17 protein-coding genes are annotated in these 16,118 nt (G+C 34.1%); 12 read left to right on the forward strand and 5 right to left on the reverse strand.

Annotated elements, in window-relative coordinates; translation table 11 throughout:
- Positions 1 to 106: 106 nt before the first annotated feature.
- Positions 107 to 511 (reverse strand): GxxExxY protein, encoded by a 405-nt coding sequence (locus tag JOD96_RS03920; protein ID WP_209562958.1) that lies wholly within the window; start codon positions 509 to 511, stop codon positions 107 to 109.
- A 163-nt stretch (positions 512 to 674) separates the two neighbouring features.
- Positions 675 to 1,925: a glutamyl-tRNA reductase gene (gene hemA / locus JOD96_RS03925; protein WP_209562959.1), complete on the reverse strand. Its 1,251-nt coding sequence runs from the start codon at positions 1,923 to 1,925 to the stop codon at positions 675 to 677.
- A gap of 227 nt (positions 1,926 to 2,152) precedes the next feature.
- On the opposite strand from hemA, the gene JOD96_RS03930 reads away from it, so the two are divergent.
- The 9 genes from JOD96_RS03930 (at position 2,153) to JOD96_RS03970 (ending at position 9,052) form a co-directional block, all read left to right on the forward strand.
- Positions 2,153 to 3,025: a helix-turn-helix domain-containing protein gene (locus tag JOD96_RS03930; protein ID WP_209562960.1), complete on the forward strand. Its 873-nt coding sequence runs from the start codon at positions 2,153 to 2,155 to the stop codon at positions 3,023 to 3,025.
- The gene (locus tag JOD96_RS03935) at positions 3,026 to 3,397 is read left to right on the forward strand and encodes a hypothetical protein (RefSeq protein ID WP_209562961.1); all 372 of its coding nucleotides are present in this window, start codon (positions 3,026 to 3,028) and stop codon (positions 3,395 to 3,397) included.
- Positions 3,398 to 3,543: 146 nt separating this feature from the next.
- Positions 3,544 to 4,560: a ferrochelatase gene (gene hemH / locus JOD96_RS03940; protein ID WP_209562962.1), complete on the forward strand. Its 1,017-nt coding sequence runs from the start codon at positions 3,544 to 3,546 to the stop codon at positions 4,558 to 4,560.
- 36 nt (positions 4,561 to 4,596) lie between these two features.
- The gene (locus JOD96_RS03945; RefSeq protein ID WP_209562963.1) at positions 4,597 to 5,145 is read left to right on the forward strand and encodes a CopD family protein; all 549 of its coding nucleotides are present in this window, start codon (positions 4,597 to 4,599) and stop codon (positions 5,143 to 5,145) included.
- A gap of 128 nt (positions 5,146 to 5,273) precedes the next feature.
- The gene (locus JOD96_RS03950; protein ID WP_209563022.1) at positions 5,274 to 6,689 is read left to right on the forward strand and encodes an ATP-binding protein; all 1,416 of its coding nucleotides are present in this window, start codon (positions 5,274 to 5,276) and stop codon (positions 6,687 to 6,689) included.
- Between the two features lie 10 nt (positions 6,690 to 6,699).
- A complete protein-coding gene (locus tag JOD96_RS03955; RefSeq protein WP_209562964.1) occupies positions 6,700 to 7,482 on the forward strand; it encodes an enoyl-CoA hydratase/isomerase family protein in 783 nt (260 codons plus the stop codon).
- Between the two features lie 94 nt (positions 7,483 to 7,576).
- Positions 7,577 to 7,978, forward strand: coding sequence for a hypothetical protein (locus tag JOD96_RS03960; protein WP_209562965.1), 402 nt, complete (start codon positions 7,577 to 7,579; stop codon positions 7,976 to 7,978).
- A 9-nt stretch (positions 7,979 to 7,987) separates the two neighbouring features.
- Complete coding sequence (locus tag JOD96_RS03965) at positions 7,988 to 8,473, forward strand: DUF1572 family protein (RefSeq protein ID WP_209562966.1); 486 nt, start codon at positions 7,988 to 7,990, stop codon at positions 8,471 to 8,473.
- Positions 8,474 to 8,578: 105 nt separating this feature from the next.
- The gene (locus JOD96_RS03970) at positions 8,579 to 9,052 is read left to right on the forward strand and encodes a hypothetical protein (RefSeq protein WP_209562967.1); all 474 of its coding nucleotides are present in this window, start codon (positions 8,579 to 8,581) and stop codon (positions 9,050 to 9,052) included.
- 140 nt (positions 9,053 to 9,192) lie between these two features.
- On the opposite strand, the gene JOD96_RS03975 is transcribed toward JOD96_RS03970, so the two are convergent.
- The 3 genes from JOD96_RS03975 to JOD96_RS03985 form a co-directional block, all read right to left on the reverse strand.
- Positions 9,193 to 9,846 carry a metal-dependent transcriptional regulator gene (locus JOD96_RS03975; protein WP_209562968.1) on the reverse strand — a complete coding sequence of 218 codons (654 nt, stop codon included), beginning with the start codon at positions 9,844 to 9,846 and terminating at the stop codon, positions 9,193 to 9,195.
- 102 nt (positions 9,847 to 9,948) lie between these two features.
- The gene (locus tag JOD96_RS03980) at positions 9,949 to 11,817 is read right to left on the reverse strand and encodes an Nramp family divalent metal transporter (RefSeq protein ID WP_209562969.1); all 1,869 of its coding nucleotides are present in this window, start codon (positions 11,815 to 11,817) and stop codon (positions 9,949 to 9,951) included.
- 74 nt (positions 11,818 to 11,891) lie between these two features.
- Positions 11,892 to 12,281, reverse strand: coding sequence for a Fur family transcriptional regulator (locus tag JOD96_RS03985; RefSeq protein ID WP_209562970.1), 390 nt, complete (start codon positions 12,279 to 12,281; stop codon positions 11,892 to 11,894).
- A 96-nt stretch (positions 12,282 to 12,377) separates the two neighbouring features.
- On the opposite strand from JOD96_RS03985, the gene JOD96_RS03990 reads away from it, so the two are divergent.
- The 3 genes from JOD96_RS03990 (at position 12,378) to JOD96_RS04000 (ending at position 16,057) form a co-directional block, all read left to right on the forward strand.
- On the forward strand, positions 12,378 to 12,749 hold the full coding sequence (locus tag JOD96_RS03990) for a MerC family mercury resistance protein (RefSeq protein ID WP_209562971.1): 372 nt from the start codon (positions 12,378 to 12,380) through the stop codon (positions 12,747 to 12,749).
- Positions 12,727 to 13,638: an NAD(P)/FAD-dependent oxidoreductase gene (locus tag JOD96_RS03995; RefSeq protein WP_209562972.1), complete on the forward strand. Its 912-nt coding sequence runs from the start codon at positions 12,727 to 12,729 to the stop codon at positions 13,636 to 13,638. The genes JOD96_RS03990 and JOD96_RS03995 overlap by 23 nt, the downstream gene beginning before the upstream one ends.
- A 166-nt stretch (positions 13,639 to 13,804) precedes the next feature.
- A complete protein-coding gene (locus tag JOD96_RS04000; RefSeq protein ID WP_209562973.1) occupies positions 13,805 to 16,057 on the forward strand; it encodes a TonB-dependent receptor in 2,253 nt (750 codons plus the stop codon).
- The last annotated feature ends 61 nt before the right edge of the window (positions 16,058 to 16,118 follow it).

A 16,118-nucleotide genomic window follows, 5' to 3' on the forward strand; every position in this document is an offset into this window, starting at 1 on the left:
TTAAGGATCATTAAGTTTTGTGTTGAATGTAAGAAAATTAAGTTTTAAAAAAATTTGAACTTAATTTTCTTAATCTCTTAATGGTTGAATCTCTTTATAGTAATTTTTAATCTATTAATCTTGCAAAATGATCATTTACAAGTGGTTTCATTGATTTTGTTATGTTCAATGTGTTGAAATTAATTAATAAACCTTGGGGCCTTTGTAATAATTTCATATATGTTAACAATTGTGCTTCGTGAATAGGTAAAAGATTTTCTATTGCCTTTAATTCAACAACCACACAATCATTTACAAGCAAATCAATTCTTAAGTCAGTTTCTAACTCAAGGTCATAATAATCTATTTTAACTGCTAATTGTTGTTTAACATCATATCCGTTTTGTTCTAATTCGTATTTGAGGCATTGTTCATAAATGCTTTCTAAAAGTCCGGGGCCTAATGCTTTATGCACTTTTATGGCAAAACCTGTTATTTCATAAGCCAACTGCGTAACCTCTTTTTTTGTCATAGAACTTTCTATTCTTTTTTATTCTTTTTACCATTAAGATATTAAGTTAGTTAAGGTTGAGTCATATAAACACAAAGCTTAATTATTTATCTATGCTTAATGATTCTATTTTTTTAAGCGCAAAGCCTTAATTAACTTAATATCTTAATGGTAAAGCCAAAAATTAAGATGCTTTTATTTTGAAGACTTTTTCGATCCATTCGATGCTTTCGTCAACCATCGTATCGTCGTCTTTTAAATGATTGGCAAAGTGAGTAGTGATTTTCTGAATGATTCTATTGCTGATTATTTCAGCTTGAGCTTCATTAAAGTCGGTAATTTTCCTGCTTTGAAAATCCAGTTCTGAATTTTTAATAGCATTCAGTTTTTCTTTTAAAGCATTTATGGTTGGAGCAAATTTGCGCCCTTTCATCCAGGTTACAAACTCCTCTTTTATTTCTTCGATAATTGCTTCTGCAGCAGGAATATGTAGTTTTCTATTTTCTAAAGTTTCATCTGTCAACTGAGACAAATAATCCATGTGGATTAATGTAACGCCTTCCAGATCCTCTACGTTTTCATGAACGTTTTTCGGAATTGATAAATCTAAGATCAATAAAGGTTTTTTTAGATTCAGAATTGCTTTGTCAACCGTCGGGTTTTGGGCTCCAGTTGCAACAACTACTATATCGGCTTTTTGAAGTTCAAGATGTAATTCAGAATAATCCTTAACAATCAGATTTAGTTTTCCGGCCAGTTTCTCTGCCTTGTCCTTAGTTCTGTTGATTAAGGTAATATGTTCGTTTTTGGTATGTTTTACCAGGTTTTCGCAAGTATTTCTTCCGATTTTTCCAGTCCCGAACAACAAAATGTTTTTATTACTGATATCCTCAACATTTTTAAGAATATATTGAACCGATGCAAAAGATACGGATGTTGCACCAGAACTAATTTCGGTTTCCGTTTTAATTCTTTTACTGGCCTGAATAACAGCATTTACTAATCTCTCTGTAAAAGCATTGGTTAAACCCATTGATTTTGAATGGGTAAAACTAGTTTTAATTTGAGATATAATTTCAAAATCACCAAGAATCTGACTGTCTAACCCGGTTCCTACTCGAAACAGATGATTAATTGCTTCCTGATTTTTATATACAAATCCAACTTTTTGGAAAGCATCTACAGATCCGTTACTATTATCACAAATAAGTTTTATTAATTGAAATGGGTGTTCAGCAAAACCGTAGATTTCGGTTCTGTTGCAGGTTGAAGTAACGATTAAACTTTCTATTCCTTCATTTTTAGCTTGCTCAAGCAAACGCGTTTTCGCGGCAGCATCCAGACTAAATTGACCTCTTACCTCAGCATCAGCTTTTTTGTAACTCAGACCAACTGAATAAAAATAAAGGTGTTTTGGTACGTTATTGTTTTCCATAAATTTACTTTCATAAAAGTGCAACAAAATTATTACTATAGCATTGATAAAAATAACGCTCAAAGTGCTTTTTATGTCGCTGTATGTTTTTTTGAACCTAAATAGGTGTTTTTGAGTAAAAAGAAGTATTTTTGTAGCAAAATCAATTGGTCACAACGGGTTTGTTTAGAGTGATTCTAAATAAGATTTTGCTTTTGCTTTGATTTTAGTTTTAAAAAAATATCGCTATGAGTTCTCAGGAAATTATAAAAATTGAAGACGACTTTACGCTTATCCGTTTTCAAAACGACAGTTTAGAACCTTTTTCTGCACAGCACGAAATAGGTACTGGCCTGATACAGTTTCACTTTGGTATAAAAGGAAATGCAAAATTCTTGTTCAATCAGGGTAATTATGCTTTAGAATTGAAGGAAGAAAAATCACTGCTTTTATACAATCCGCAGAAAGAATTACCGCTGAATTTAGAACTCGCTCCAAATTCGTGGGTGATTTCTGTAATTGTTTCGATCAAGAAATTTCATGCGTTGTTTTCTGCAGAAGCAGATTATATTACTTTTTTAAGTCCTGATAATAAGGATAAAAAATATTATAACGAAGGAAATATTAGTCCATCAATGGCTATTGTGCTGAGTCAGCTGTTTCATTACAATCTTCATCCATCCATAAAAAACCTTTACTACAAAGGAAAAGGATACGAATTGCTAAGTTTGTATTTTAACAGAACCGAAGATCCAAACGCAGAACAATGCCCGTTTTTGATTGATGAAGATAACGTTCTAAAAATTCGAAAAGCCAAAGAAATTATCATCGCCAATATGGCTGAACCTCCCGGACTGCAAGAGCTCGCTGACGAAATTGGTTTGAATTTGAAAAAACTCAAAATGGGTTTCAAACAAATTTACGGCGATACAGTTTATGGTTTCCTTTTCGATTACAAAATGGATTTCGCCAGAAAATTATTAGACAGCGGATCTTATAACGTAAACGAAGTTGGTTTGAAAATAGGGTATAGCACCGGAAGTCACTTTATCGCAGCGTTCAAGAAAAAGTTTGCCACAACTCCGAAAAAGTACTTGATGTCGATTAATACGAATGTGTAAATGGAAACAGAAATATTAGGAGATCATCAGGAATACGTAGAAGAAAAATTTGAAGAAGTATTAGTGCGTTATAGCGGATTTGGAAAAGATATTTATAATGTAATTAAAAAGGAATTGCCTAACGTGTTCAAATATTTGAAATATTACAAAGCAACAAAAAGTACTGAAAAATGTGTTTTTGGTGCTCAACTTGAAGATAGTTATGCGATTTATAATGACGGAAATATTTTGTTCTCTATTCAATTAGATCCTGATTGCGAAGTAATCTGTTTATATAATTGGGAAACTCAAATTGAAATTGGAGATTGGGATAATAACGATTATTACAAACAATCTATCGAATTCATAAGAACACAATTTCTGAGCACATGACTTAACAAATCGATTTTTGATATTCAATAATAAATAATAAATAATATTTATCATATTTCTACAAAAGTACATACAATACTTTTGCCGAAATTTTAAAAACAAACAAGAGCTTAAAGCCCAGCTTAAAGCCGAAATCAAAAAATATAATGAAAGGCGTATTATTAGTAAACTTAGGATCTCCGGATAGTCCAACACCAAAAGATGTAAAACCTTATTTAGATGAATTTTTAATGGATAAATACGTGATCGACGTTCCATATTTGTTGAGAGCATTACTAGTTCGAGGTATTATTTTGAGAAAAAGACCCGAAGAATCAGCGCACGCTTACGTGAAAATCTGGTGGGAAGAAGGTTCACCGCTTGTGGTACTTTCAGAAAGAATGCAGAAAAAAGTACAGCCACTTGTAAATGTTCCAGTGTCGCTGGCAATGCGCTACGGAAGTATGACTATAGAAAAAGGACTTCAGGAATTGCATGACAAAGGCGTTACAGAAGTACTGCTTTTTCCTTTGTACCCGCAATATGCAATGGCTTCGACTTTGACTATTTTAGTGAAAGCGGAAGAAATCCGTAAAAAGAAATTCCCGAATATGACTTTTACCGATGTTCCTGCGTTTTATAATAAACCAGATTACATCAAAAACCTGGCAGATTCAATTCAAAAACATTTAGTTGGGTTTGATTACGATCATTTGTTATTTTCATATCATGGAATTCCGGAGCGTCACATCCGAAAAACAGATGTAACCAAATCACATTGTAAAATAGACGGTTCATGTTGCAGCACTCCGTCGCCGGCACATGATTTTTGCTACCGTCACCAATGTTATGAAACTACAAGACAAGTCGTAAAATTATTAGGACTTCCTCAAGATAAGTACAGTCTTACTTTTCAATCGCGTTTGGCAGGTGATAAATGGTTAGAGCCTTACACAGATATCGAAATCGATAAAATGCCTGCTAAAGGAATCAAGAAATTAGCAGTTGTTACGCCTGCGTTCGTTTCAGATTGTTTGGAAACATTGGAAGAAATTGCCATGCGTGCCAAAGAAGATTTTGAGGCAAAAGGAGGAGAGGAATTTCTTGCAATTCCATGCTTGAATGATGATGATGAATGGTGCGAGACAGTTGGTAACTGGATTAATGATTGGGCTAAGAAATAGAAATAGAGAAAAGAGTATAGAAAAAAGACTTTCTAAATGGAATACTATAACTACTTAAAATCGTTACATCTTATATTTGTAATCACTTGGTTTGCAGGTTTGTTTTACATTGTGCGTTTATTCGTTTATCAAATTGAAGCCAATGAAAAACCCTCTCCTGAAAAAGAAATTCTACAGGCACAATACAAAATAATGGCCTACCGTTTGTGGTACATTATCACATGGCCATCAGCAGTTTTGGCGAGTATTTTTGCCTTTTGGATGCTGTTTTTTACCGATTTGGGAAATGCATGGCTCAAAATGCCCTGGATGCATGTAAAGTTGTGCTTCGTTTTTCTTTTATACTTATATCACGCAAAATGTCATCAGATTTTTAAGCAATTACAAAATGATGAGGTAAAATATACCAATAATTTCATGCGTTTATGGAATGAAGGTGCAACGATTATTTTGTTTGCTGTTGTTTTTTTAGTAGTTTTAAAAAGCGCCATCAACTGGATCTTCGGTGTAATCGGAATTATTTTGTTCTCCGTTTTAATAATGCTGGGATTCCGATTCTATAAAAGAATTAGAGAGAAAAAATAGTTATGAGTTTTGAGTTATGAGTTGTAAGTTTATGACGTTTAACTCATAACTTATAACACATACTTAAAATTATGCTTAATAACTTCAAAATGTCCATGCTTTCATTGCGTACCAGGATTTTCCTGTCGATGATTGTATTGATTGTTGTGGCATCGTTTTTATTGGCATCGATTTCTATTATTCAGTTCAAAAATGAGGCTAAAGAATATCATCAGGAAAGATTAGAACGTAAAGAAAATGCGGTAAAAGAGCATATCAATTATGTTTTGGCTACTACAACATATCCGCTAAAAACGGGAAATTTAGATTTAATATTTAAAGACAAAATCCACGAGTTAGCGCAGATTCATAAAATCGAAATCAATATCTTTAGTCTTGACGGTAAATTGCTAAAATCTTCAAAAGAATCTTTTGCGGTTGATAAAGCACCGCCGCCAATTCCAGAATATATTCTAAAACTGGTAAGATCATCAATAGAAAAACGTTTTGTTGATATAAAAACTATTGACGGTGTTAAAAACCGATCTTCCTATAGTTTAATCAAAGACGAAAAATTTAAACCGCTTGGAATTTTAAACCTTCCTTATTTAGAAGACGACGGCTATTATGATAATGAATTAAATACTTTTTTAATTCGGTTAAGTCAGGTATATTCTTTTATGCTTCTGGTTGCTTTTGCCCTGGCTTATTTTCTGTCAACTTATATAACAAAGTCGTTAAAAACTATTTCAGACCGTTTAGAAGAAACCAATTTGGATCAGAAAAACGAGAAAATTGTACTAGAAGCCAATAGTAAAGAAGTTAATTTTCTAATTAAGGCTTATAACGGAATGGTAGACAAACTTGAAACCAGCGCTATTAAATTGGCACAAAGTGAAAGAGAAGAGGCATGGCGTGAAATGGCAAAACAGGTGGCACACGAAATAAAAAATCCGCTGACCCCTATGCGACTGACTGTACAGAGTTTTCAGCGAAAATTCGATCCAAATGATCCTGATGTAAAACAAAAAATGAATGATTATTCCGAAACTCTAATCCAGCAGATTGATACGATGACGGCCGTTGCTTCGGCATTTTCTAACTTTGCTTCTATGCCGGCACAGCAAAACGAAACGTTAAACGTAGTTGAGGTTGTAGAATTGGCATTGGATATTTTTAATGAAGATTATATTGTTTTTGAAAGTCAGGAGGAAGAAATTATTTCAAAAATGGACCGCACGCAGTTAATCCGTGTGATTACCAATCTGGTTAAAAATGCAACACAGGCAATTCCGGAAAGCCAATTCCAGAAATCAATTCTTGTAACAGTTAAACGAAGAAACAATAACGTTGAAATTGCAGTAAAGGATAATGGAATCGGAATTCAAAAACTGGATATTGGACGGATTTTCGAACCTAAATTTACAACCAAAACAAGCGGAATGGGGCTTGGCCTTGGAATTATAAAAAACATAATCGAAAATTACAAAGGAACAATTACCTTTGAATCCACATATGGTAAAGGAACTACATTTAGAGTTTCTTTACCCATTACAAACTCTTAAACGAACCGTCATGAACTACGAAAACATTTTAATTTCTATAGAAGAAAGTATTGCAACCGTAACCATTAACAGACCGACAAAACTAAACGCATTAAATAAAGCTACAATCAGCGATTTAAATAAGGCAATAAAAATATTAGGTAAAAATGATGAGGTTCGTGTTATTATCCTCACGGGAAGTGGCGAAAAAGCATTTGTTGCCGGAGCTGACATTTCAGAGTTTGCAAATTATACAGTTGTTGAGGGAGCACAACTTGCTGCCGAAGGTCAGGAATCTTTGTTTGATTATATAGAAAATCTAAAGAAACCCGTAATTGCCGCTGTAAACGGTTTTGCCCTTGGCGGAGGATTAGAATTAGCCATGGCCTGTCATTTTAGAGTAGCATCTGATAATGCAAAAATGGGTTTGCCGGAAGTTACTTTGGGCTTAATTCCCGGTTATGGAGGAACACAGCGTTTGCCACAACTAGTAGGCAAAGGGCGCGCTATGGAAATGATTATGACTGCGGCTATGATATCTGCTGAAGAAGCAAAACAATACGGGCTGGTAAATCATACAGTTCCTCAGGCAGAACTGCTTGATTTTACAAAAGGGATTGCTCAGAAAATAATTAAAAATGCTCCTTTTGCAATTAGTAAAGCAATAAAATCTATAAATGCGAACTTTAAAGATGGTAAAAATGGGTTTGATACCGAAATAAAATCATTTGGGAAATGCTTCGGGACTCAGGATTTTAAAGAAGGAACCACAGCTTTCTTAGAAAAACGTAAAGCTGAATTTACCGGGAAATAAGCCATCATACAGACACACACGAAGACTTCACAGAAATACACAAAGAATTTAATCTTAGAGTCTTAGCAACTTTACAACCTTAGCAACTAAAAAAATGTCATACGAACCAATATTTGCCCTTTTTTGTGAACGAGTTAAAGAAAGTATTCAGGCAGGAACTTTCGCAAAACTGACGTTGGCAAAAACAATGGGCGACACTGAGATTAAAAACATCTATTTCAGATTAGTTTTGAATGAAGATAATACATTTTCAATTTCGTTAACGACCCGCTATAAAACCGAAGAAATCGAAAGCATTCATGCTTTAGATGAAGCTTTATTGGTTTTAGGAACGTATATTAAAAACCCATTTTTGACGGCGCTTTTGTTTACCACAGAAAATGATATAACATTTAAAGTAAACAAGAAAAACGCCGGAAGCATTATCGAGCAAGAACCAACATTTAAGAATGCTTCGCCTGTTATGCTGGAGATGATTGAGAAAGGAATAGTTTAAACTTAAATTATGGAAGAACTTAAGGAGATGTTATGGAGACAATTTGGAGCTGTAATAGATATGCTTGAGAGTTCAATACAAATTTGTCCTGAAAGTTTTTGGGACAAAAAAGAATTTTGGTATTCCGCTTATCATACTATTTTTTGGCTCGATTATTATTCATCTGAAGAACCAGGTAACTTTTGCCCTCCAAATTCATTTTCTTTATCAGAATTTGATCCAAAAGGAATTTTACCTGAAAGAGTTTACCTAAAAAAGGAACTAATTGAATACCTTGAATATTCACGTAAAAAAGTTTTCTTTTTGATAGACGCATTAAATGAAGAAACATCAAAAAAAAGATTCATAACAAAAAAGAAAAATTACAATAGAATTGAGATGATTATCTATAACATGCGACATGTCCAGCATCATGTTGGGCAATTGAATTTGTTATTGAGACAAAATGAAGATGTTGCAGGCAAATGGGTTTCTCAAACTTCTAAAAAGCACTAAAAAAATATGTCTTATTTTGATAAAGTTTAAGCTTAATTAGCTTTATCACTGTAAGATAAACATCTTACTTTTGCTGAAAATTTATAATTTTAATATAGTTTTCAGATGAAGGTTTATACCATATCATATAGGCTGAAAGTTTTCATTTTAGTTTCTTCCATTTTGCTGATACTCACATTTGGCAGTTTATTAATGGTGCCTTTTATTACATTGCCACCAGATTCATTAGCACTTCGTATTTATGATGAGAGTTTATCAACCCATTATTTGTTTTATCTGACTCCAGTTTTAAGTTTGTCAGCCATTATTTTTGGAGTTATTCTTATTCAAAGTGCTTTTGATAAAAAAGTTGTCTTTACAGACGAAGCGATCATTTCAAAAGGAATATTTGTAACTAAAAGATTAGAATTCAATGAAATAAAAGGTTTTGGAATTAACCATTTCGTACTATACATAGAAGCAAATACAAATGCCAAATCACGAATTGCAATTAATTTACTAAGTTTAAACAAAGCAGATCATTTAATTCAAAATTTAGAAGGCAAATTTATCAATTTAGATTTTGCTTTAGCCGATTAATTAATCTGTTAATTACATCCAGGCCTTACTTGTGATGTTACTTTATAAAGCATTGGCTTTTTCAATACTATTTTTCGCTACTTAAAATTCCAGAAGATCCGCTGACTGATATTAGCGGATCTTTTTCTTATTCATAATACTTAAACCAGTGTTACAAACAAATTAGAAGCAATTTTATTCGAAATCGACAATTCCCTTCCATCAACATTGATTTTTACCGATAAATCGAAAGATTCCTTAGATAAAAATTCGATTTTAGAACCCAAAGCTATTCCCTGTTTATCTAAATATTTAAGAAACTCTGATGACGTATCTTTTACACCCACACAAACTCCCACCTGATTTTCTGATAATTCAGAAAGCAATTGTTTTTCAATCTTCACAATTCTTCCGTTTGCATCCGGAATCGGGTCGCCGTGCGGGTCTTCAGTCGGATTTCCAAGAAAGTCATCCAGACGATTAATCAGTTGTTCCGATTTAATGTGTTCCAATTGCTCTGCGATATCATGAACCTCGTCCCAGCTGAAATTTAATTTTTCAACCAAAAACACTTCCCACAAACGATGCTTTCTAACAATCATCTTCGCGGCCAGTTTTCCATTTTCGGTCAAAGAAACACCCTGATATTTTTTATAATTTACTAAATCCTTTTCCGCCAGTTTTTTAAGCATATCCGTAACCGATGAAGCTTTAGTTTCCATCATTTCAGCAATAGAATTAGTGCTCACTTCCGTTTCAAGCGAAGCGGTAAGATGATAAATGGCTTTTAAGTAATTTTCTTCTGAGAAGGTCATTCTTTTTAGGTTCTAAGGTTCTGAGGTTCTAAGATGCTAAGTTTCTTTTGAGGCTTTAAGTAAAAAACCTTAGAATCTTAGAACCTTAGCATCTTAGCCCCTTTATTTAACAATCAACAAAGGTATTGAAATTTTATGTCTCAATTTGTCTACCGTTGTACCGAAAATAATATCTTTTAAACCAGTATGCCCGTGGGTTCCCATAACCAGAATGTCAAAACTGCCTTCATTTATGATTTTCGGAATTACTTTGTTGGGTTTTCCAAAACCAAGTTCAGTTTCTATGTTGAATCCTTTCTGCGAAAGCATTTCTTTATATTCTAATAACAATTTTTCGTCGATGGTTGTTTCGTGGTCGTGTACATGAACTCCATACATTAAAGCACCAACGGTTTCGACAATATGAATAAGTGTATATTTTGCATCCATTCCTCCTAATTCAAATGCGTGATTCAGTGCAGCTTCATCAGCACTGGAAAAATCTACAGAAACTGCAATATTTTTTACCTGTTGACTTTGCTTTTGAGAAAAATGAAGTTTTAGACTGTGCGGAGAATGATTTGTTGTCTTCGTTTTTACTTTGGTTATAAAGGGCTTAAAGATGATGTATAATAATAAAGCAAGAAATCCAAAAGCGAGCGGGACTACTGTAAGCCAGAGAATGATTGGATTATCGGAGCTTTCAAGCCATGAAGTAATTTCATCATAAACCAATTTTGCATTTAGTGAAACAATAATTGCAGCTATAACCCAGGAAGCAAATTGGGTAGTCTTTGAAATATGAAAACCATTCATTTTGGATTTATCACTCACAAAGTGAATAAGCGGAATAATGGCGAAGCCCAATTGCAAGCTCAAAATTACCTGACTCAAAATTAATAATTTTCCGGTGACACTTTCGCCATAAATAGAAATCACAATTACGGCAGGGATAATAGCAATTAAGCGTGTAATAATACGACGCACCCAAGGCTGCATTCTGAAGTGAAGATAACCTTCCATCACAATTTGTCCGGCAAGCGTTCCTGTAACGGTAGAACTCTGCCCGGCTGCAATTAAGGCAACTGCAAACAGAACCGGAGCCCATTTGGTTCCTAACAAAGGTGCTAAAAATTGATGTGCATCCTGAATTTCCGCAACTTCAAACATTCCGTTTTTATGGAAAGTAGCAGCGGCAAGAATTAAAATTGCAGCATTTACAAAAAACGCAAGATTTAGCGCAATAGTAGAGTCAATAAAATTATATTTTAAAGCTTGTTTAATTCCGGCAGGAGTTCTGTCAAATTTTCGCGTTTGTACCAAAGAAGAGTGTAAGTAAAGATTATGCGGCATAACCGTTGCCCCTATAATACCGATAGCAATATACAAAGCCGCAGAATTCGGAATTGAAGGAATTAGGCCTTCTAAGACTTTATGCATTTCCGGCTCGGCAAAAATCATTTCGAAAATAAAAGAAAAACCTATAATAGCTACCAAAGCAATTATGAAAGCTTCCATTTTACGAATTCCTTTATTGATCAGGAAAAGAAGCAAAAATGTGTCTAAAACAGTAATTAGAACTGCTTCGAGTAGCGGAATTCCAAATAATAGATTTATACCAATTGCCATCCCAAGAACTTCGGCAAGATCACAGGCTGCAATTGCAATTTCTGCCAGAAAATATAAAATGTAATTGATGTATTTGGAATATGTTTCTCTGGACGCTTGTGCAAGATCTCGTTGTGTTACAATCCCAAGACGGGCGCTTAGACTCTGAAGTAACAGCGCCATCAAATTACTCATTAGTAAAACCCATAACAGAGCGTAGCCAAACTGGCTTCCGCCGGCAATATCGGTTGCCCAGTTACCGGGATCCATATAGCCAACACTTACTAAATATGCAGGGCCTAAAAAGGCTAAAATTTTTCTGAAACCTGTTTTTTTGTGCTCGGTTGGTACCGATTGGTTAACTTCTTCTAAAGATTTGGTCATTGCTAAAGTATTGATTTACCAAATATAGAGAAAAATTATATTCGCACAACAATATTTTTAGACGTGCCTAAAATCTAAATGTTAGAATTTAAACAATTTGGGCATAATCCAGAAAGGGTAAAATTGATATTATTAACCTTATAATTGTGTGGAATTATATAACTTGGTTTTACACTTTCAAGACAAGTTATCTCGTGACAGTTTTCACAGCTAAAATGAGCATGATTATGTATGTGAACACGACTCGCATGATTGCATTTGGCATATTTTACAGTTCCGTCAAGATCTACAATTTTATGTACAATATCATCATTTACAAGACGATCTAATATTCTGTAGATGGTCACGCGATCACATAAATCCTTAGTTAATTTGTGTATTTCAGAATGAGATAGCGCAGTCTTGGATTCTTTAAAAATCTCTGTAATCGCCGTCTTTGCTGTAGTGTTTCTCGTGACTTTCATAATTTTAATTCAAATAAAAATTAACGCAACATAGTTGCAAATGTAAAAAAGAGTGTATATTTGCAACATTATTGCATTAAGCAAATGTACAATAAAATGAAAAAAATAACCTCTCCAATTTACGATATTTTAGGAATTTCAAGCGCTACAATTTGTCTTGTACATTGTCTGTTATTTCCATTACTTACGGTCCTGCCATTAGGCTTAAACCATAATCCGTATATTGATCTGATATTTGCATTAATTGGTCTTTTTGCAATTGTCAAAATTATTAAAAAAACAGACATCATCATCTCAGGTATACTTATATTATCTATAGCATTAATTTGTGTTAGCGTTTTGGCAGAGATTTTTTTTGAAATTCATCTGGATCTTATAATAATTGGGGGCGTAGGTATGATAATCGGTCATTTTTTAAATTATAAATCACATAAAAGAAAACAGGATGATACAACAACAAGATTTTGAGATCATAATTGTAGGCGGAAGTTATAGCGGACTTTCTGCTGCTATGAGTCTTGGCCGTTCGCTGAGACAAGTTTTGGTCATAGACAGCGGATTGCCTTGTAACCGACAAACACCACATTCTCATAATTTCATTACACATGATGGTGAAGTTCCTGCAGTTATTTCAGCGAAAGCCAAAGTACAGGTTGATTTTTATAATACAGTTCAATTTTATCACGGACTTGCAATAAGCTGTATTAAAATAAAATCCGGGTTTGAAGTGAGAACTGAGTCGGGGCTTTCTTTTACCGCAAAGAAAATATTGTTTGCAACCGGCGTAAAGGATCTACTGCCTAATATTCCAGGCTTTGCCGAATGTTGGGGTATTTCAGTTTTGCATTGTCCTTATTGCCACGGATATGAAGTAAAAGCTGAAAAAACAGCAGTAATTGGCAATGGTGAAATAGGATTTGAATATGTAAAAATGATTTCAAACTGGACTAAGGATCTAAAACTTTTGACCAACGGAAAATCAGATTTAACTTCAGCGCAATTGCTAATCCTGAAAAATCATGGAATTGAAGTTATCTATGAAGAAATTGACTCGTTCATTCACGAAAGTGGCAATATTCAAAGGATAACTTTTAGAGATCAATCTAAAATTGATGTAAAAGCTGTTTATGCCAGACCACCATTTGAACAGCATTGTCCTCTGCCGGAAGTATTGGGCTGCGAATTGACAGAAATGGGCTTACTTAAGGTAGACATGTTTCAAAAAACCAATATTGAAGGAATATATGCATGCGGAGACAGTTGTATTCAGGCGAGATCTGTTGCAATGGCTGTATCATCTGGTTCTTTTGCCGGTGCAAGTATAAATAAGACATTGATAGATGAAAATTTTGCATAGACTTTTGTGATTGGTCTTGTCAAAGCATATATCAGTTTATCTAAAAATAAGGCTCAATTTCTTCTTATTTAAGGAGATGTTAGCGATTCATTTTAAAGTTTTTAGCATAAGGAACAATATTTGTCAAATTTAATTTTTAGATTTGTCTAAATTTAATTTTATAATAATGAAATATTTATTTTCGATATTATTTTTAATTTTGACAAAAGCTGCTTATTCGCAAACCATATCCGGTAAAGTAACTTATGACACTTTAAAAACAAAACAAATTCAAGTTAAGCTTCTTAATACCAATTTTAAAACCGAAACAGATAGCCTTGGATTTTATAAGTTTACCAATATACCGATTGGTACTTATAAGATATTTGTTGCTGCTGCTGGTTTCAGAACAATAACTCAAAAAATATCGGTTTTAGAAAATGAGGAATTAAAACTTGATTTTGAATTAAAGGAAGATAAAAACGAGCTTAATGAAGTTGTGGTTTCCGGAACTTTAAAACCTGTAAAGCGATTAGAAAGTGCTGTTCCGGTTGAGGTATATTCGACAGCTTTCTTCAAAAAGAATCCGACTCCAAGTATTTATGAAGCACTACAAAACATAAATGGCGTTCGGCCACAGTTGAATTGCGGGGTCTGTAATACAGGTGATATTCATATAAATGGACTTGAAGGACCCTACACCCTGGTTTTAATTGACGGGATGCCAATCGTAAGCAGTCTTTCAACTGTTTATGGGTTATCGGGAATTCCAAATTCTCTGGTTGAAAGGATTGAAATTGTAAAAGGCCCGGCTTCGTCGTTGTACGGAAGTGAAGCGGTTGGAGGACTAATCAATATTATAACTAAAAATCCAACTAATGCTCCGGTTTTTTCTGCCGATTATTTTACAACTTCTTATTTTGAAAGCAATCTTGATTTGGGAATGAAATTTAATGCCGGAAAAAAAGCAGTTTCTCTTTTGGGTGTCAATTACTTCAATTACGATCAGATTATTGATAAGGACAAGGATAACTTTACAGATGTTACACTTTCTGAACGGATTTCTGTTTTTAATAAATGGAGCTTCAAAAGAAATCATAATCGCCTTTTTACGATTGCAGCGCGCGGAATGTATGAGGATCGCTGGGGAGGCGATATTCGTTGGGAAAAGAAATATAGGGGTGGCGACGAAATTTACGGCGAAAGCATTTATACTAAAAGAGGTGAGTTAATCGGAAGTTATCAATTGCCTTTTGAAGAAAAACTAATGCTTTCTTTCTCCGGAAATGTACATTATCAGGATAGCCGATATGGAACGACTTATTATATAGCCAATCAGAAAATTGGGTTTTTGCAATTAACATGGGATAAAAAAATAGGCCGAAATGATTTACTCGCAGGAATCGCCAATCGATATACGTATTATGATGATAATACCACAGCTACAAAGGACGCAGAAAGTACATGGCTGCCCGGAATTTTTATACAGGACGAAATTACATTTACGCCAAAAAGCCAAATTTTGCTTGGAATGCGTTATGATTATAACTCCATTCACGGATCGATTTTTACACCCAGATTGGCATATCGATTCAAGGCAAATGAGAATACGATTTTTCGATTAAATGCAGGAACCGGATTTAGGGTTGTGAATTTATTTACCGAAGATCATGCTGCCTTAACAGGTTCAAGAGATGTGGTGATCGCCAATAATTTGAATCCGGAACAATCTGTAAATGTCAATCTGAATTATATTCAGAAAATTAATTTCGGAAACGGAACTTTTATGGGAATAGAAACAACTGCCTTTTATACCAGATTCAGCAATAAAATCATTTCAGATTACGAAACAAACCCTAATGAAATCATTTACGACAATATTGACGGTTATGCGATAAGCCAGGGGATTAGTACAAATGTGGATCTTAATTTTCCTTCCGGGCTAAAATTTATTGTGGGAGCAACGGTCCTGGATAATAAAAATGTTGAAAATGGTATTTCACAACGTCCTTACCTGACTGAAAATTTTACAGGAACGTGGAGTGTTTCTTATAAAATCGCACCATGGAATTTGTCAATGGACTATACCGGAAATGTTTATAGCCCAATGAATTTGCCATTGTTGAGCGAAACAGATCCTCGTAGCTCCAAATCACCCTGGTATAGTATTCAGAATATACAGTTTACTTATTCAGGCTGGAAGGATTTTGAAGTGTATGGCGGAATCAAAAATCTGCTGAACTTTACCCCAAAACAAAATAATCCGTTTTTGATTTCAAGAACAAATGATCCGTTTGATAAAAATGTGCAGTATGACTCAGCAGGAAAAGTTTTGGTAACTGCGGATAATCCCTACGGTTTGACTTTTGACACGACGTATGTTTATGGTCAGAACCAAACCATTCGTGGTTTTTTTGGCCTTCGATATACTTTTAGATAATTTTAATGTCACAATTTCACCAATAAATGGATTTTAAGCTGCCACGAATTACACGAATTTC

It is taken from the genome of Flavobacterium sp. 1355, from assembly GCF_017833415.1.
GTDB lineage: Bacteria > Bacteroidota > Bacteroidia > Flavobacteriales > Flavobacteriaceae > Flavobacterium.